The sequence below is a fragment of the Agrobacterium sp. NPDC090273 genome (genome assembly GCF_044772305.1).
Lineage (GTDB): Bacteria > Pseudomonadota > Alphaproteobacteria > Rhizobiales > Rhizobiaceae > Agrobacterium.
On sequence record NZ_JBIVYN010000004.1, the window covers coordinates 293,987 to 310,954 of the forward strand.

Here is a 16,968-nt window from a genome sequence, read left to right on the forward strand (position 1 = left end):
GAGATCACTTGCCCGCGATCGTCATGCCTTCGATTGCAAGGGTCGGAGCAGCAATGCCGTATTTGCGATCGATGTCGTTCGCCGGCGTTATCCGCATGAACATGTCCTTGAGGTTCGAGGCGATCGTCACTTCCGAAACCGGGAAGGACTTTTCACCGTTCTCGATCCAGAAACCGCTGGCGCCACAGCTATACTCACCGGTCAGCATATTGGCGCCGTGGCCGATGAGTTCGGTGACGTAAAAGCCTGTGCCGATCTGACGGATCAAATCCTCGGGAGAAATATCGCCGGGCTCGAGCGCCAGATTGGTAGATGCCGGCGAAACCGACGTACCGCCACGAACGCCGCGCCCGTTGGTTTCCAGACCGAGTTCACGCGCCGCCGAGGTTGACAGGAACCAGTGCTTCAGCACACCGTCCTCAATCATCACCATGCGTTCGCCTCTCACCCCTTCCCCATCGAAAGGACGGGAAGATGGACCGCGCACGATCTGCGGGTCATCAGTGAGGTTAAGTCCGCTTTTCAGCACCTGCTGGCCCATCTTGTCGCGCAGGAAACTTGTCTTGCGCGCTACGGATGCACCGTTGATCGCACCAGCAATGGCGCCAACGAACCCGCGGGCAATGCGCGGATCGAAAACAACCGTCATGTTGCTGCCGGTGTCGACCTGACGTGGACCGACACGCTCGACTGCTTTTTCTCCGGCACGACGGCCGATGAGTTCGGCCGCGTCCAGATCGGCGTAATAGAGGCGGCTGTCGAAGTCGTAATCACGCTCCATCTTCGTGCCTTCGCCTGCAATGACGCTGACGGAGCGACTGAAGCGGCTGCCCATGTAGCTGCCGGCAAAGCCATGTGATGTGACGAGAACAAGACCGCCCATACCGCTCGACGCACCAGCGCCGGAGGAATTGGTGACGCCCTTGACCGCAAGAGCGGCTTCTTCCGCAGCAAGCGCAGCTTCGCTCAGCTTGTCAGCGGAAACTTCAGTGGGATCGAAAAGCTTGAGGTCGTCATACGACGTTGCCAGCCGATCCTTGTCCGCCAGGCAGGCATAGGGATCTTCAGGGGAAACCTTCGCCATCGCGACGGCTCTCTCGGCCAATGTCTTCAGGTCGAAACCAGGATTGGCGGACACGCTTGCAACGCGCCGACCGACAAAAACACGGAGCGAGAAATCATCGCTTTCAGAGGACTCGGTGTTTTCTACTTTTCCGAGCCGGACACCAATGGACTGAGAACGGGACCGGACCACAACAGCATCGGCCTCATCTGCACCGGCGGCGCGGGCGAGGTCGAGAAGTTGGCTGGCACGATCGAGAAGCTTAGAAGAATCGATTTCCGAAGACATGAGTTGGCCTTTCATTCCTGTTCCATTTATTGTGCCAGCAATCCCGCATCAAGGGTGAAAGCCGCATTCTCTGCCCGAATGGCGATCTCCACCCTCATATTCGAAAGCCTGCCACCATGACCGAGCACGACGCTCTTTTTACCGAACCCCTGCTGCTTTTGGCCGGCGCGGTGATTGCAGCTTCCATTTTTCGCAAGCTTGGGCTTGGAACCGTCCTTGGTTATCTGGTGGCGGGCATCGTCATCGGGCCATTTCTTCACCTGGTGACGGATGCGAAAGACATCTTCAACGTTTCCGAACTCGGCGTCGTTTTCCTGCTGTTCATCATCGGCCTTGAACTGAAGCCGTCACGCATCTGGCAGATGCGGCGCGACATTCTGGGTCTTGGGCTGGCACAGGTGCTTGTTACCGGGGGTACGCTTGCTGCAATTACCTGGTGGGCAGGGTTGATCGAATGGCGAGGCAGCCTTGTGGCCGGTTTCGGACTTGCGCTGTCTTCAACTGCCTTTGCGCTGCAAATCCTCGCCGATGATGGCGACATGAATACCAAACACGGCAACCGCTCTTTCTCGATCCTGTTGTTTCAGGACCTCGCGATCGTCCCCTTGCTTGCTCTCGTCACTATTCTTTCCAATCGTCCGGAAGTGCCGACCGACTCGATGGTGTCGGACCTCGTCGCCTCGGTCGTGGCGGTGGGCGGCATGGTTCTCGCGGGGCGTTATCTGCTGACCCCAATGTTCCAGATCATTGCCCGGACCGGAGCGCGCGAAGTGATGATCGCCGCAGCACTCTTTGTGGTCATCGGTGCCGCAGCGATCATGGAAATGGTCGGTCTTTCCATGGGTATGGGGGCGCTGCTGGCGGGCCTGATGCTGTCGGAATCGTCTTACCGACACGAACTTGAGGCCGATATCGAGCCGTTTCGCGGCCTGTTTCTGGCGCTGTTCTTCATGGCGGTCGGCATGTCGCTGCACATCCGTATCGTCTATGAGCACATCGTCCTGATCCTGGTTGCCGTGCCGGTGATGATGCTCGTCAAGGCGACACTCATTCACGCCCTCTGCCGTATCGCAGGCTCGTCGCGTTATGCATCGAGCCGTATCGCCCTGCTTCTGGCGCAAGGTGGCGAATTTGGTTTTGTCCTCTTCACCACGGCCGCAGCGTCCGGGCTGTTCCCACAGGCGACAGCATCGATACTGGTTGCCATTGTCACGTTATCAATGGCCTTGACCCCGCTTCTCGCCGTCGTGTCACGCCGTCTGACCGCGGAAGACGCGGACGAAGATGCGCTTGAAGAGGATTTCGACGGTGCGGGTGCCGATGTTCTGATGATCGGCTTTTCGCGTTTCGGCCAGATCGCATCGCAGATTCTTCTGGCAGGCGGGAGAGACGTAACAGTGATCGATAGCTCCGCCGATCGTGTGCGTCAGGCAGCCCGTTTCGGCTTTCGCATTTTCTTCGGTGACGGCACGCGCAAGGACGTTCTGATTGCCGCCGGCATCGAACGCGCCGATATCGTCGCCGTCTGCACCCACAAAAAGGAAACCACGGATCGGATCATCGACATGATCCAGTCGGAGTTTCCGTCCGTGCGCATCTTTGCCCGATCCTATGACCGTATCCATTCAATCGACCTCAGGAAAAAAGGCATCGAGTACGAACTGCGTGAAACGCTGGAATCGGGCCTCGTCTTCGGACGACGGATGCTGGAGGGGTTGGATATGGACAGCGAGCGCGCAATCTCGATTGCCGACGATATACGTGAACGCGATGAGGAGCGGTTGCAGTTACAGGCCGTTGAAGGCTTGGCCGCTGGCCGGCAGATGCTGCACAACAAGCCTGTCCGTGAGGTCAAACCTGAGCCGTTGATGAAGCCGAAAAACAAGGTGGAAAAACGCGAAGAGGAAGACGAGCCGGAAGATGGAGATGCCGAGATCGTCGCTTGACCACCGACCTCATGCTTCGATGCCGCGTCCCCGGTGAAACAGTTCAACCTGCATCTCGATCTGCCGCTTCAGATCATCCTTGATAACGGCGGATGCCGCCAGAACTTCATCCGCCTTGAGAAAATCCAGCACCCTGAACCGGTTGACCGGCGGGCGCAGGAAGATATGCGGTGGTCTCAGCCGAAGTTTCAGGGCGATGGCAGCCTGCATCATCAACTGGCTGGCGCCAAACAGACTGTCGAGCCGGTTCGGCATGGTGGCGCCATCACCTTCCGGTCCACCGACCACGTCGACACCAATGACGATATCGGCATGATCCAGTAAATGCTCGTAGGGAACCGGATTGAAAATGCCACCGTCAATCATGATGCGCCCGTTCATTCGCACGGGCATGAACAAGGCGGGGATCGCTGCTGACGCCGCAAGCGCCTGGATCACTTCACCATTCTCGACCACCACTTCCGTCTGCGCGTAGTAGTCGGTCGTCATCACCTTCATCGGAATGGAGAAATCAGAAAAGTTCTTGGGAAGGGCCTGTGGCATCAAGGCGTGCAGAATGAGTTCGAGGTTGAACTGGCCAAGGCGGAAGCCATCGACCGCATGGCGCATCGAGGCCGGACCAAGGCTCCAGAGTCGGTTGGCAACCGAACCCTTTCGGCCCATCAGTTCAAGTGTGTAGTCGCGAATGTCGCGCCCGGTCATACCGGCCGCCATGCCCGCGCCGATGATAGAGCCGATGGAAGAGCCGGAAATCATCACCGGTCGGATGCCAAGTTCATCCAATGCCTCGACGACGTTGATGTGGCATATGCCGCGTGCGCCGCCCCCGCCGAGGGCTAGACCGAACGTTGGTTCACCGTCATCGCTGCGGCTGTCCGCGGCCCCGTTTGCGGCCGCGACGTTTTCGTATGCACCTTGCTCCATACCGGTAACCACCTTCGCTCCAGAGGAGATGTTTGCCTATTGCGCAAACACGACAGAGCCATGGCAAGACGGCAAAAACCGTCCTGTCAGGGTTCGTAGCGGTAAAAATGCATTTTGGTATCGCCGAAGGTTCGGCTTTCGAGCAGCTTGAAAACCGGCTCGACCGTCACGACCACATCGCCACGCTCTTCCAGGATCGCAAGAGCGCCCGGCACCAGCCAGCCGCCGGCATGCGCAGCAGAAAAAGCCTTTTCACCATGGCCATGGCCATAGGGTGGGTCAGCGAACAGCACATCGAACGGTTCGATGTTGTTGACACCGCCAAGCTTGGTCGCATCCCGCCGCAAAATGCGGGCACGACCGTGCAGGCCAAGCGCATCGATGTTTTCCCAGAGCAGGCCCCTGCCCTCAACACCGTTCTCGACGAAGAGCGCCACACGGCAGCCGCGCGAGAGAGCCTCGAGGCCAACAGCGCCGGTACCGGCAAAAACATCCAGAACGCGCGTACCATCCAGACTTTCCGGATAAGCATGGCTCAGAATATTAAAAAGGCTTTCCCTTGTCCTGTCGATGGTTGGACGAATGGAATTGGTCTTCGGCGCGGCCAGGCTTCGGCCGCGGAACTCACCGCCTACGATCCGCATTACGTGTCATTCCCCTGCCACCAGAAGGTTTGCCACCCGGACCTTTGCCGCCCGGCTTGCCGCCGCCGGGGCCTTTGCCACCAGCGCCTTTACCCTTGCCCGAAAAACCCGAGCGCTCACCGCGTTCACCCGACTTGCCAAAGGCTGGCTTTCCGCCAGGCTTACCACCGGGTTTTCCGCCTCTGGGCTTGTCACCGAAAGGCCGATCGCCACGTGGACGGTCACCTTCTTCACGGGGCCGGTCGCGGAACGGCCGGTCACCGAATGACTTTTCACCCCGTGCAGGACGGTCACCAAAGCTTCTTTCGCCACGAGCCGGACGCTCGCCACGCGGGCGGTCACCCTCTTCGCGAGGACGATCACGAAACGGCCGATCGCCAAAGGACTTTTCACCCCGTGCAGGACGGTCGCCAAAGCTTCTTTCGCCGCGCGCCGGGCGTTCACCACGCGAGCGGTCGCCCTCTTCGCGGGGCCGGTCACGGAATGGTTTGTCTCCGAAAGGTTTTTCGCGCCGCGCCGGACGATCGCCAAAACCTCTGTCACCACGGGCAGGACGCTCGCCACGACCGCGATCCTCCTCGCGCGAGGAATCGGAGCGTATCCATTCACCCTCGTCATCCGCATGCCGCACGACATTGCGACGTGCTTCGGCCTGCGCGGATGGCTTCTTGAACAGACTTTCAGCCTCAGCACGGACAGATTTGCGCGCCTTGCCATCGCGTGTCGGCTTGGCGCCCGGAGCCATCCAGACATTGGCCGTACGGCTGCTGCCCGACGGGGGACGATTGCTGCGGCGATCGTCTTCGTCATCGTCGCGGCCCTTGCCGGCTGGCTTCGAACCGAACTTGCCAGCGGGCTTGTCGCTGCGCTTGGTGTCCAGACGGCCAAGTGCGCGTTCGCGGCGGTCTTCAGGCTTGCCACCCTTGTCGAAACGGGGCTTGCCTTCACGCGTATCGCTCTTAGCCCATTCGGACCTGGCTGGCTTTTCTTCCTCTTCGTCGACAGGCACATCATAGATCGGTGCATCGAAATTCGCACCAGCCTGCTCGATGAGGCGTGGGCCAAGCTGGTCGCGCAACATGCGGCCGCGCACTTCCAGCACCTTGCCTTCCGCCAGATCGCCAAGCTGGAAAGGACCGTAGGAAATGCGGATCAGGCGGTTGACCTCAAGGCCAATCGCGCCGAGCACGTTCTTGATTTCACGGTTCTTGCCTTCGCGAAGACCCATGGTGATCCAGACGTTATGACCCTGCGTACGGTCCAGCGTCGCATCGATTGCGCCGTAAAGGACGCCGTCTACAGCAATACCGTCCTTCAGCTTGTCGAGCGCAGCCTGATCGACCTCGCCATGGGCGCGCACGCGGTAGCGGCGCAGCCAGCCGGTGGTCGGCAGTTCCAGCACGCGCGAAAGACCGCCGTCATTGGTCAGAAGCAACAGGCCTTCGGTATTGATGTCGAGACGGCCGATGGACAGAACGCGCGGCAATTCACCCGGCAGATTATCAAAGACCGTCGGGCGACCTTCCGGATCGGAATTGGTCGTCACCAGACCGGCAGGCTTGTGATAGAGCCACAGACGCGTACGCTCGGCGCCACGAATCGGCATGCCGTCGACTTCGATCTTGTCCGACAGCGTGGCATTGACGACCGGCGAGTCCAGCTTGACGCCATTCAGCGACACGCGACCTTCCATGATCATCCGCTCGACATCGCGACGCGACGCCACACCGGCGCGCGCCATGATCTTGGAGATACGCTCCGGCTTCGCGCCAATAACGGCAGTGGCTTCAACCGCCTCGGCTTTCGCCGCCGTCGGCTTCTTTTCCCGATGAACGGCCGGCTTGTCGGCGCTCTTCGGCTTCTTGTCGCGGCTAAATGTCTTGCCGCCGTCACGCTTCGGCTTGTCTTTAAAAGTCATTTGCTGTTTGCCTGTTGTTTGGGCTGTCCTATCAGGTCCAAGCACAAGGGTTAAGAGGAAATTGAGACGCAATGGCCGAAAGGACGCATTTCATGGAACTGGCACTGGAAGAAGCCAGTGCCGCAGCCGAACGTGAAGAGGTTCCGATCGGCGCCGTTCTGGTCCTGGATGGCAAAGTCATTGCCCGATCAGGCAACCAGACCCGCGCATTGAACGATCCAACAGCACACGCAGAAATCGCCGTCATCCGCATGGCCTGCGAAGCGCTGGGTCAGGAGCGCCTGCCGGGTGCCGACCTTTACGTTACGCTGGAGCCCTGCACCATGTGTGCTGCGGCGATCTCCTTTGCCCGTATCCGACGGCTCTACTACGGCGCGGAAGACCCCAAAGGCGGTGCGGTTGACAGCGGTGTCCGCTTTTTCAACCAGCCAACGTGTCACCATGCGCCGGACGTTTATTCAGGCCTCGCAGAACGCGAAAGCGCCGAGATTTTACGGCAATTCTTCCAGCAGAAACGGATTGATGACGCTATTTGAAAAATAGGCGGATCATCGTTTCCGCCTTTACATCCATCACATCATTTTCAGCCTGGAACTCGACATGACGGAGCAAGACATCAATTCTGCGCTCCGTCACATGGTCTTAAGAGCTTACTGGAAGGGGTTCCACCAGCTCTTGCCGGAACCGGCAACTGCCGCTTCCTTCTTGCGGCGCTTGTCCTTCTTCTGCTCAGGCTCGCCGAGGTCCGTCAGCTGGTCCTGCGGTACGCTGCGATACTCCGCAGGAGGATCGGTCAGGAATTTGCGCTGGGCATTAACGACAGAGCCACCCTTGGCATCAGCCTTGGCCTGACGGAACGCTTCCCACTTCTGAGTCTCGGTCATCTGGCCGTTTGTGCCGTTGCCAGCCAGAAGCGGCGAACGATAGTTCGGGTTATTCTTGTTGGCGTCAGCTTCATCGCGCAGACGCTCGCGGGTTTCTTCCGGCGATTCGACCCATTGCGGGTTGGTCTCGCGGCTTGCCATGTTCTGCTGCGGCTCAGCGAGCTGTTCGGCACGCGCCTGCGCGGGAACGACAAGACCAGGACGCGGATTGTACTTCAGGTTGCGCTTGGTCTGGTCGCCAGTGATGGAAGTGGCACTGCCAAGGTCATCAACGAGCTGTTCTGCGGCAGACTTGCCGGTTCCGTAAGTCGGACTGGTGCACGCGCCGAGCAACATGCCCATAGCCGTGATGCCTGCAATCGTTCGCAACATGCCAAACCCCTGCCCGTTACCCTGCATCGTCTTCATCGAAACCCTTCCAGCCGTCCGTCCCGTTTCGCCAGACCACTTGTCCACTAGCACGCGGCAGCCCGCATTGCCGCGAAAATCCGGCCATTTTCAGGCAGATGTACCGGATGAAGACGCAAAGCGCAATTCATCCGGCCATTTTCATCATGCGAGAGCGGCAAGCTCGCGCAGCGCCTCTGCATCACGCGCCGAAACATCCGGATATTGCGGATCGGCACCGACATCGGTGGTGATGCGCCAGGAACGGGCGCATTTACGGCCTTCCGCCAGCTTCTGCTCAACCGCAACCTTCGATACTTCCGCCAGACGGAAGGCATCGGCAGGGCCTTCACCCGCGACGACAGAGATCGCCGAGGTGATGCAGATTTCGGCGAAGTCTTCGCCCTCGAGCGCGGCCAGAAGCTCAGCATCAGCGATGTAGACCACTGGAGCCGCTTCGAGAGACGAGCCGATACGCTTTTCGCGGCGTTCGATTTCCAGAGCGCCGGTGACAGCGGTACGAACCTTGCGGATCTTTTCCCACTTCGCTTCCAGCGCGTCGTTCTTCCATTCCGCAGGCACGGAGGGGAATTGAACGAGATGCACGGATTCGGCATCCGGGTAACGCGACAGCCACGCTTCATCGGTGGTGAAGGGCAGCATCGGCGCAAGCCAGCCAACGAGGCAATCGAACAGCTTGGCGATGACCGACAGAGCCGCACGGCGCTTCAGCGACGACGGCGCGTCGCAATAGAGCGCGTCCTTGCGGACGTCGAAGTAGAAGGCCGAAAGCTCGACATTGGCAAAATCGACAAGCGCACGCGCAATCTTCTTGAACTCGAAGCTGTCGTAACCGTCGCGCACGACCTGATCCAGTTCGGAAAGGCGGTGCAGCACCAGCTTTTCCAGATCCGGCAGGTCGGCGTAAGCAATTTCTTCGCCTTCATAATGGGCAAGCGTGCCGAGCATCCAGCGGATGGTGTTGCGCAGCTTGCGATAGGCGTCGACATTGGTCTGGATGATGGCCTTGCCGAGGCGCTGGTCATCCCAGTAGTCGGTGGTCATGACCCACAGGCGCAAAATGTCGGCACCGGCATCCTTCATCACTTCCTGCGGCGAAACGACGTTGCCCTTGGACTTCGACATCTTTTCGCCCTTCTCGTCCATGGTGAAACCATGGGTGACAACGGCGTTATAAGGCGCACGACCACGCGTCGCGCAGCTTTCCAGCAGCGACGAATGGAACCAGCCGCGGTGCTGGTCAGAACCTTCGAGATAGACATCCGCCGGCCACTTGAGGTCCGGGCGATCTTCCAGCGTGAAGGTGTGCGTCGAGCCAGAGTCGAACCAGACATCGAGAATGTCCATGACCTGCAGCCACTTGGCATGATCGTGGTCATTACCGAGGAAGCGTTCCTTGGCGCCTTCTGCAAACCATGCGTCGGCACCTTCAACCTCGAAAGCATCGATGATGCGCTGGTTGACAGCATCGTCGACCAGGATTTCACCCTTTTCGTCGGCAAATACAGCGATCGGCACACCCCAGGTGCGCTGGCGCGACAGAACCCAATCCGGGCGACCTTCGATCATGGCGCGCAGGCGGTTCTGGCCGGAAGCCGGCACAAAGCGTGTCTGGTCGATGGCCGAAAGCGAACGCGACCTGAGCGTAGTGCCGTCGCCGAGTTCCTTGTCCATATAGACGAACCATTGCGGCGTATTACGGAAGATCACAGGCTTCTTGGAACGCCAGCTATGCGGATAGCTGTGCTTCAGGCGGCCACGCGCAAACAGTGTGTTGGTCGCGATGAGCGCCTTGATGACGCGCTCGTTGGCATCGCCCTTCTTACCGTTGTCATCCATAACGCGGGCAGCACCGCCTTCGGCGGACGGGCCGAAACCGGGAGCATCCTCGGTATAGAAACCGGCGTCATCGACCGGGAACGGGATTTTGGAGGAGATGCCACGCGCTTCGATGACGCGCTGATGACCGGTCCATGCGTCAAAGTCTTCGCGACCATGGCTCGGCGCTGTGTGAACGAAGCCCGTACCGGCGTCATCCGTGACGTGGTCGCCATCAAGCAACGGCACGGCGAAATCGTAACCGAGCGATGCCAGCGGATGGGCGCAAGTCATGGCGGCCAGTTCTTCCGCTTTCACGTCACGAACCAGCTTGAAGGTCAGCTTTGCCTTGGTTGCGGCCTCTTCGGCCAGCTTCTTGGCGAAGATCAGCTTTTCGCCCGGCCGCGGACCGAAATCGTTGGCGGCTTCCGTAACTTCGTAAAGGCCATACTCGACACGCGACGAAAAGGCGATGGCACGGTTACCGGGGATGGTCCAGGGCGTGGTCGTCCAGATGACGACAAAATCACCCTTGAGATCAGCAGCACCATCCAGGATCGGGAATTTCACCCAGATCATGTCGCTCTCTACGTCTGCATATTCGACTTCCGCCTCAGCCAGCGCAGTACGCTCGACCACGGACCACATGACGGGCTTCGAGCCGCGATAAAGCTGACCGCTCTTGGCGATTTTCAGCAATTCACCCGCAATCCGAGCCTCAGCGTGGAAGTTCATCGTCGTGTAGGGGTTGTCGAAGTCACCCTCGATGCCGAGGCGCTTGAATTCCTCAGCCTGAACCTTGATCCAGCCCGAGGCAAATTCACGGCATTCCTTGCGGAATTCGTTGACCGGAACCTCATCCTTGTTCTTGCCCTTGGCGCGATATGCTTCCTCGATCTTCCACTCGATCGGCAGACCGTGGCAATCCCAGCCCGGAACGTAGTTGGAATCGTAACCGCGCATCTGGAACGAGCGGGTGATGACATCCTTCAGGATCTTGTTGAGCGCGTGGCCGATATGGATGTTGCCGTTGGCATAGGGCGGGCCGTCATGCAGCACGAATTTCTCGCGGCCGGCGGCGGAAGCGCGCAGCTTCTTGTAGAGGCCCATTTCTTGCCAACGCTTGACCGTTTCCGGCTCTTTCTGCGGCAGACCAGCGCGCATCGGGAAATCCGTCTGCGGCAGGTAAAGCGTTGAGGAATAATCGATTTTTTCTGCGGTGTCGTTCATGATCGTACCATTGTCGCGGCGCCCCCGAAGGGCCGCGCCGTCTTAACTACAAAGAGGGCAAAACGGAGGGTGCTTTTGACAAGCACCAAAATCCCGGACCTTCCGGCTCTCAGAGCGGGCGGAAGGCCGGGCCAATAATTCGGGATATGAACGTCGACCGATATTGGTGCATGACCGGTTGTTTAAGACCTTTCCGGGCAAAAAGGAAGTTGTTTGTATGATGTTGCAGGGCTTTGTATGACGCAGCCGCCGACAAATCATGCAATTGCTACGTCAAAAGGCTATTTTCGCGTCCAACTCGGTTAAAGGCCGAACGCCCGCGAGCAGCGCTCTCGCTTCTTCCTCGTCCTGCCTGATCTGGGCGACGAGTGGCTCCAGGCCTTCGAACTTCAGTTCGTCGCGCAGATGGCCGAAGAAAGACACTGAACAGACTTCACCATAGAGATCGCCGGAAAAGTCGAAGACATATGTTTCCAGCAGAGCAGCACCGTTTTCGGTGACCGTCGGACGATAACCGAAGCTCGCGACACCATCATGAAGGCTTCCATCCGTCCGGCGGAAACGAACAGCATAGATGCCAGCCTTCAGTTCAGTTTCGGGAGGGAGCGACATATTGGCCGTCGGAAAACCCAGTGTGCGACCAAGCTTCTGACCACCGATGACTTCGGCCTCGACCGTGAAGCGATATCCCAACAGACCCGCCGCACTGGAGACATCGCCCTCAGACAGAAGATCACGAATACGGCTGGACGACACGACATCGGCTCCCTCATCCCGGAAGGCATCAACCAACGTGACGTCGAACCCATAACGTTTGCCGGCCTGCATCAAAAATGCCGGGCCACCTTCCCGGCCCCTGCCGAAATGAAAGTCAAAACCGGTCACCACTGCACTGGCGCCCAGCCAGTCGACGAGGATGGATTTGACAAACTCGTCGGCAGACCGTTCGGAAAACGCACGATCAAACGGATATTCGATGACGGACTGGAAACCGATCGCCTCCAGAAGTCGCGCCTTCAAAGGGGCTGGCGACAGGCGGAAAACCGGAGTGTCAGGACGAAACACCGAACGAGGATGGGGCTCGAATGTCAACACAAGCGCCGGAACACCCCGCGCTTCCGCCAACTCCAACGCGCGATCCAAAACGGCACGATGACCGCGATGCACGCCGTCAAAATTGCCGATGGCGATGACGCCACCACGCAGATTTTCTGGCAGCGGCTCTTTTTTCTCATTGCGATGAAAGACGGTCATGACAGCCCCACCCTTACGCCAGACGCGGCATCCACCAGCCGGGTGCTGCACCCTGTCCTTTCAGATAGGCATTCAACAATGCCTCATCCGTCTGGCCATTCAGAGTGTATTCGGCGGCGTGGATACCGCCGCTGATATAGAGCAGTTCCAGACCGCTCGAAATCGCACCCTTCACATCAGTCGGCATGCCATCGCCAATGGCAAGCACCCGTGTCTTGTCGAAATTACCACGAACGTCTTTGGCTGCGGCAAGGCAGGCATCATAGATCGGTGAATGCGGTTTTCCGGCAATGCGGACCTCACCGCCGAGCTGTTCGTAATAAGCGGCCATGGCCCCGGCACAGGGGATGATACGCTCGCCGCGCTCGACCACCAGATCGGGGTTCGCGCAAATCATTGGCACCTTGCGGGCGATAAAGCCCTTCAGCATGTCGGTGTAATCTTCCGGTGTTTCCGTCTCGTCGTCGAAAAATCCGGTGCAGACCACCGATTGCGCCTCAGCTTCGCCGACACGTTCAACCGCTAGACCGTCGAGCAGCGGCAGGTCACGTTCAGGACCGAGCAGGAACACCTTTTCCGGGCCTTCAGCAATCAGACCGCGCGTAACGTCGCCAGACGTGATGATCCGATCATAGGCTTCATCCGATACACCAAGCGCACGCAACTGCGTAATGACACCGGGGGCCGGACGCGGTGAGTTGGTAATCAGCACCACCGTCTTGCCGGCCTCGCGGGCTGCTTGCAGTGCTTTGGCCGCATCGGGAAAGGCCGCGACGCCATTGTGCAGAACGCCCCAGACGTCGGAGAGAACAACGTCAAACTCCGCGGTAATTTCGCCGAGGGTTGCAATGCGATGGGCCATGATACGCTTTCCAGATGCTGAAGGAGACACGGCTGACATCGCAAAGCCCGGCAGCGATGGCAAGAAAAAAAGAATGCCTACGGTGCGCTGCCGCGAGAGCCGCATTTTGATTTTTTGCAATGCAACATGTTGTGATCGCGGCATCGAGATGGTTTTATGTGCGCGGGGCTGGCTCATATGGAGGATGAGCCATGAAGCGAATAGATCAGCTCGAAGGCTTGCGTGGACTGCTGGCGGCATGGGTCGTGGTTGTCCATCTTTTGCCGGCAGCCGGGATCGATCCTGATGCGATGGGCGTCTTCAAACCGCTCATCAACGAAAAAATCCGGGTGCAGATTTTCTGCATCATGAGCGGCTTCGTGATTTTCGTGATGATGTCGTCGCTTTCGGAAGACTACACGACGTACATATCCCGCCGCCTGAAGCGGATTTATCCAGCCTATATCTTTGCATTCGTCCTTTCGATTGCCTTTGCCTGGATCGCCTATGAAGCCTTGATCCAGGCCGATTTCCAGAGCGCCCGCAATGCCGGGCGTATTGCCATCCTCAACAACAGTTTCGCGGATTGGGAGTGGAACAGCCTTGCCCATGTCACCATGCTGCATGGCGTTGTGCCAGATAGCTGGCTGCCGCTCGGCGCTTACGCATTCCTCGGCCAGGCATGGAATATTTCAACCGAGTTCCAGTTCTATGTGATCGCGCCGATTGTGTTCTGGTTCCTGCATCATCAAAGCAAGGCGTTGCGGATCGCCTTTACGGTTTTTACCGTTGTTGCCGTTTGGTATCTCAAACGCTGGCCGAATGCTGCCATCCTTGCCAACTACGCAATCTACTTCGCGCTCGGCATTGCCAGCTACTATCTCTGGAACATGCGTTGGAAAAATCAGCCGCTGCTTTCACCGCTGATCGTCATTCCGCTCGCAGCCGCCGTCGGCTGGTTTGATCTTGCCATGGGCGCATGGATCTTCATTTTTGGCGGTGCACTGATGGTTCGCGACAAGAAGCGTCAGAAAGGGCCCGTAACACGTTTCCTCGAACATCCGGCCATGACGTTTCTCGGAACGGTGTCCTATCCACTCTACCTGCTGCACATGATCCCGCTATATGGCTGGATGTATCTCCTGAATAATCAGGGGCTCGATCAGGCGACCTATTTTGCCCTGCTTGCAACATTGACCTTCGCCACAGCCATCCCTTTTGCCTATCTGACGCAGAAATACGTGGAAGCACCGTTTTACCGCTCAAGCACACACAAGCCGCAGCCCGTTACCACAACAGATGGCAGGGCGAGGTCTTCGAACACTGTCGAATGATGAGCACAGATCACCTTTTGCGAGCGGAAATTTCTGTCATGAAGCGCTGCTAACCATAAGGCAGGAAATTTTTCCGGGGGGCCGTCCTTGACTCGGACAGAAGGCCTCCTTATCTCGGCTTGGCTGGCACTCCAGCAAGGTGAGTGCTAACAACCATCATGTGCGTTCAAAACCGCACCAAGTCATTTGATCGAGGGATTAGACAATGACAAGCACCAATTTCCGCCCGCTGCACGACCGCGTTGTCGTTCGTCGCGTTGAGTCCGAAGAAAAGACCAAGGGCGGCATCATCATTCCCGATACCGCAAAGGAAAAGCCGCAGGAAGGCGAAATCGTCGCTGTCGGTTCTGGCGCACGTGACGAGTCCGGCAAGGTTGTCGCTCTCGACGTCAAGGCTGGCGACCGCGTTCTGTTCGGCAAGTGGTCCGGCACCGAAGTCAAGCTCAATGGCGAAGACCTTCTGATCATGAAGGAATCCGACATTATGGGCATCATCGGCTGATCTGGCCGAACCCGTCGTTTCCTTAAATTTATGCCGGATACCGTTCCGGTCATTCGAAACCAGGAGTTTTGAACAATGGCAGCCAAAGAAGTAAAATTCGGCCGCGGCGCACGCGAAAAGATGCTCAAGGGCGTCGACATTCTCGCTGACGCAGTAAAGGTCACCCTCGGCCCGAAGGGTCGTAACGTCGTTATCGACAAGTCCTTCGGCGCACCGCGCATCACCAAGGACGGCGTTTCCGTCGCCAAGGAAATCGAACTGGAAGACAAGTTCGAGAACATGGGCGCACAGCTCGTTCGCGAAGTTGCCTCCAAGACCAACGACATCGCCGGTGACGGCACCACCACCGCGACCGTTCTGGCACAGGCCATCGTTCGCGAAGGTGCAAAGGCAGTTGCTGCCGGCATGAACCCGATGGACCTGAAGCGCGGTATCGACCTCGCTGTTGCAGAAGTCGTCAAGGACCTGCAGGCAAAGGCCAAGAAGATCAACACCTCGGAAGAAGTTGCACAGGTCGGCACGATCTCTGCTAACGGCGAGCGTCAGATCGGTCTCGACATTGCTGAAGCAATGCAGAAGGTTGGCAACGAAGGCGTCATCACCGTTGAAGAAGCCAAGACTGCTGAAACCGAACTTGAAGTCGTTGAAGGCATGCAGTTCGACCGCGGTTACCTGTCGCCTTACTTCGTTACCAACCCGGAAAAGATGATTGCGGACCTCGAAGACGCATACATCCTGCTCCACGAGAAGAAGCTCTCGAACCTTCAGGCTATGCTGCCGGTTCTCGAAGCTGTCGTTCAGACCGGCAAGCCGCTCGTCATCATCGCTGAAGACGTAGAAGGCGAAGCTCTTGCGACGCTCGTCGTCAACAAGCTGCGTGGCGGCCTCAAGATCGCTGCTGTCAAGGCTCCTGGCTTCGGCGACCGTCGCAAGGCCATGCTCGAAGACATCGCCATCCTGACCGGTGGTACCGTGATCTCCGAAGACCTCGGCATCAAGCTCGAAAACGTCACGCTCGACATGCTCGGCAAGGCAAAGAAGGTTTCGATCTCCAAGGAAAACACCACGATCGTTGACGGTTCGGGCCAGAAGTCCGACATCGAAGGTCGCGTTGCCCAGATCAAGGCTCAGATCGAAGAAACCTCTTCCGACTACGACCGCGAAAAGCTGCAGGAACGCCTTGCTAAGCTCGCTGGCGGCGTTGCCGTTATCCGCGTTGGCGGTTCGACTGAAGTTGAAGTGAAGGAAAAGAAGGACCGCATCGACGACGCTCTCAACGCGACGCGCGCTGCTGTTCAGGAAGGTATCGTACCGGGCGGCGGCGTTGCCCTGCTGCGTTCCTCCACGAAGATCTCCGTCAAGGGCGAAAACGACGATCAGGAAGCTGGCGTCAACATCGTTCGCCGTGCACTTCAGGCTCTGGTTCGCCAGATTGCTGACAACGCAGGTGACGAAGCCTCCATCGTTGTTGGCAAGATCCTCGAGAAGAACGAAGACAACTACGGCTACAACGCTCAGACGGGCGAATACGGCGACCTGATCCAGCTCGGCATCGTCGACCCGGTCAAGGTTGTTCGCACCGCTCTGCAGAACGCAGCTTCGGTTGCTTCGCTGCTGATCACGACGGAAGCCATGATTGCTGAACTGCCGAAGAAGGACGCTCCGGCGCTTCCAGGCGGCGGCATGGGCGGCATGGGCGGCATGGACTTCTAAGAAGTCCTGTCTCCGGACAGTCTCAAGAAAGGGCGATCTTCGGATCGCCCTTTTTTGTTGCGTCTGCTCAAGCGGGGCGCTCAGCTTAATCGACCTTTGTCTGGCCCTGACGGTCGAAATCTCGCGTAAAACCGACACGCACTCTATATTGTTTCTTTTTGAGACATGGAGAGCCTTGACGCACCGCATTTTGTTTTAAAT

Annotated in this window: 13 protein-coding genes; 5 read left to right on the plus strand and 8 right to left on the minus strand. The window is 58.3% G+C overall.

Features of this window, described 5'->3' with window-relative positions:
- Positions 1-4: 4 nt before the first annotated feature.
- Positions 5-1,351 carry a TldD/PmbA family protein gene (locus tag ACIQT8_RS13465; RefSeq protein WP_400966374.1) on the minus strand — a complete coding sequence of 449 codons (1,347 nt, stop codon included), beginning with the start codon at positions 1,349-1,351 and terminating at the stop codon, positions 5-7.
- A gap of 116 nt (positions 1,352-1,467) precedes the next feature.
- On the opposite strand from ACIQT8_RS13465, the gene ACIQT8_RS13470 reads away from it, so the two are divergent.
- Positions 1,468-3,297 (plus strand): monovalent cation:proton antiporter-2 (CPA2) family protein, encoded by a 1,830-nt coding sequence (locus tag ACIQT8_RS13470; protein ID WP_138794663.1) that lies wholly within the window; start codon positions 1,468-1,470, stop codon positions 3,295-3,297.
- A 9-nt stretch (positions 3,298-3,306) separates the two neighbouring features.
- Here the strand turns inward: ACIQT8_RS13470 and ACIQT8_RS13475 are convergent, their stop codons facing one another.
- From ACIQT8_RS13475 to ACIQT8_RS13485, 3 genes are all read right to left on the minus strand, one after another.
- On the minus strand, positions 3,307-4,221 hold the full coding sequence (locus ACIQT8_RS13475) for a patatin-like phospholipase family protein (protein WP_400965970.1): 915 nt from the start codon (positions 4,219-4,221) through the stop codon (positions 3,307-3,309).
- An 86-nt stretch (positions 4,222-4,307) separates the two neighbouring features.
- The gene (gene rsmD / locus ACIQT8_RS13480; protein WP_138794661.1) at positions 4,308-4,865 is read right to left on the minus strand and encodes a 16S rRNA (guanine(966)-N(2))-methyltransferase RsmD; all 558 of its coding nucleotides are present in this window, start codon (positions 4,863-4,865) and stop codon (positions 4,308-4,310) included.
- The gene (locus tag ACIQT8_RS13485; protein ID WP_400965973.1) at positions 4,846-6,783 is read right to left on the minus strand and encodes a pseudouridine synthase; all 1,938 of its coding nucleotides are present in this window, start codon (positions 6,781-6,783) and stop codon (positions 4,846-4,848) included. The genes rsmD and ACIQT8_RS13485 overlap by 20 nt, the downstream gene beginning before the upstream one ends.
- 71 nt (positions 6,784-6,854) lie before the next feature.
- On the opposite strand from ACIQT8_RS13485, the gene ACIQT8_RS13490 reads away from it, so the two are divergent.
- Positions 6,855-7,319 (plus strand): nucleoside deaminase, encoded by a 465-nt coding sequence (locus ACIQT8_RS13490; protein WP_138794659.1) that lies wholly within the window; start codon positions 6,855-6,857, stop codon positions 7,317-7,319.
- A gap of 114 nt (positions 7,320-7,433) precedes the next feature.
- Here the strand turns inward: ACIQT8_RS13490 and ACIQT8_RS13495 are convergent, their stop codons facing one another.
- The 4 genes from ACIQT8_RS13495 to ACIQT8_RS13510 all read right to left on the minus strand — a co-directional run bounded on the left by ACIQT8_RS13495 (position 7,434) and on the right by ACIQT8_RS13510 (position 13,239).
- Positions 7,434-8,075: a hypothetical protein gene (locus ACIQT8_RS13495; RefSeq protein ID WP_262524629.1), complete on the minus strand. Its 642-nt coding sequence runs from the start codon at positions 8,073-8,075 to the stop codon at positions 7,434-7,436.
- 144 nt (positions 8,076-8,219) lie between these two features.
- Positions 8,220-11,123: an isoleucine--tRNA ligase gene (ileS, locus tag ACIQT8_RS13500; protein ID WP_400965978.1), complete on the minus strand. Its 2,904-nt coding sequence runs from the start codon at positions 11,121-11,123 to the stop codon at positions 8,220-8,222.
- A gap of 273 nt (positions 11,124-11,396) precedes the next feature.
- On the minus strand, positions 11,397-12,377 hold the full coding sequence (locus ACIQT8_RS13505; protein ID WP_400965981.1) for a bifunctional riboflavin kinase/FAD synthetase: 981 nt from the start codon (positions 12,375-12,377) through the stop codon (positions 11,397-11,399).
- 13 nt (positions 12,378-12,390) lie between these two features.
- A complete protein-coding gene (locus ACIQT8_RS13510) occupies positions 12,391-13,239 on the minus strand; it encodes a TIGR01459 family HAD-type hydrolase (RefSeq protein WP_400965984.1) in 849 nt (282 codons plus the stop codon).
- Positions 13,240-13,430: 191 nt separating this feature from the next.
- Here ACIQT8_RS13510 and ACIQT8_RS13515 point away from each other — a divergent pair, with 191 nt between their 5' ends.
- From ACIQT8_RS13515 to groL, 3 genes are all read left to right on the plus strand, one after another.
- The gene (locus tag ACIQT8_RS13515; RefSeq protein WP_400965986.1) at positions 13,431-14,552 is read left to right on the plus strand and encodes an acyltransferase family protein; all 1,122 of its coding nucleotides are present in this window, start codon (positions 13,431-13,433) and stop codon (positions 14,550-14,552) included.
- A 205-nt stretch (positions 14,553-14,757) separates the two neighbouring features.
- Positions 14,758-15,054, plus strand: a complete 297-nt coding sequence (gene groES, locus ACIQT8_RS13520; RefSeq protein ID WP_138794654.1) for a co-chaperone GroES — start codon at positions 14,758-14,760, stop codon at positions 15,052-15,054.
- A gap of 75 nt (positions 15,055-15,129) precedes the next feature.
- Positions 15,130-16,767 carry a chaperonin GroEL gene (gene groL / locus ACIQT8_RS13525; protein ID WP_138794653.1) on the plus strand — a complete coding sequence of 546 codons (1,638 nt, stop codon included), beginning with the start codon at positions 15,130-15,132 and terminating at the stop codon, positions 16,765-16,767.
- The last annotated feature ends 201 nt before the right edge of the window (positions 16,768-16,968 follow it).

What these genes read in the sequence shown, in the direction of transcription:
- ACIQT8_RS13465 (WP_400966374.1), bottom strand. Translation starts at nt 1,351, where the DNA reads ATGTCTTCGGAAATCGATTCTTCTAAGCTTCTCGATCGTGCCAGCCAA.
- ACIQT8_RS13470 (WP_138794663.1), top strand. Translation starts at nt 1,468, where the DNA reads ATGACCGAGCACGACGCTCTTTTTACCGAACCCCTGCTGCTTTTGGCC.
- ACIQT8_RS13475 (WP_400965970.1), bottom strand. Translation starts at nt 4,221, where the DNA reads ATGGAGCAAGGTGCATACGAAAACGTCGCGGCCGCAAACGGGGCCGCG.
- rsmD (WP_138794661.1), bottom strand. Translation starts at nt 4,865, where the DNA reads ATGCGGATCGTAGGCGGTGAGTTCCGCGGCCGAAGCCTGGCCGCGCCG.
- ACIQT8_RS13485 (WP_400965973.1), bottom strand. Translation starts at nt 6,783, where the DNA reads ATGACTTTTAAAGACAAGCCGAAGCGTGACGGCGGCAAGACATTTAGC.
- ACIQT8_RS13490 (WP_138794659.1), top strand. Translation starts at nt 6,855, where the DNA reads ATGGCCGAAAGGACGCATTTCATGGAACTGGCACTGGAAGAAGCCAGT.
- ACIQT8_RS13495 (WP_262524629.1), bottom strand. Translation starts at nt 8,075, where the DNA reads ATGAAGACGATGCAGGGTAACGGGCAGGGGTTTGGCATGTTGCGAACG.
- ileS (WP_400965978.1), bottom strand. Translation starts at nt 11,123, where the DNA reads ATGAACGACACCGCAGAAAAAATCGATTATTCCTCAACGCTTTACCTG.
- ACIQT8_RS13505 (WP_400965981.1), bottom strand. Translation starts at nt 12,377, where the DNA reads ATGACCGTCTTTCATCGCAATGAGAAAAAAGAGCCGCTGCCAGAAAAT.
- ACIQT8_RS13510 (WP_400965984.1), bottom strand. Translation starts at nt 13,239, where the DNA reads ATGGCCCATCGCATTGCAACCCTCGGCGAAATTACCGCGGAGTTTGAC.
- ACIQT8_RS13515 (WP_400965986.1), top strand. Translation starts at nt 13,431, where the DNA reads ATGAAGCGAATAGATCAGCTCGAAGGCTTGCGTGGACTGCTGGCGGCA.
- groES (WP_138794654.1), top strand. Translation starts at nt 14,758, where the DNA reads ATGACAAGCACCAATTTCCGCCCGCTGCACGACCGCGTTGTCGTTCGT.
- groL (WP_138794653.1), top strand. Translation starts at nt 15,130, where the DNA reads ATGGCAGCCAAAGAAGTAAAATTCGGCCGCGGCGCACGCGAAAAGATG.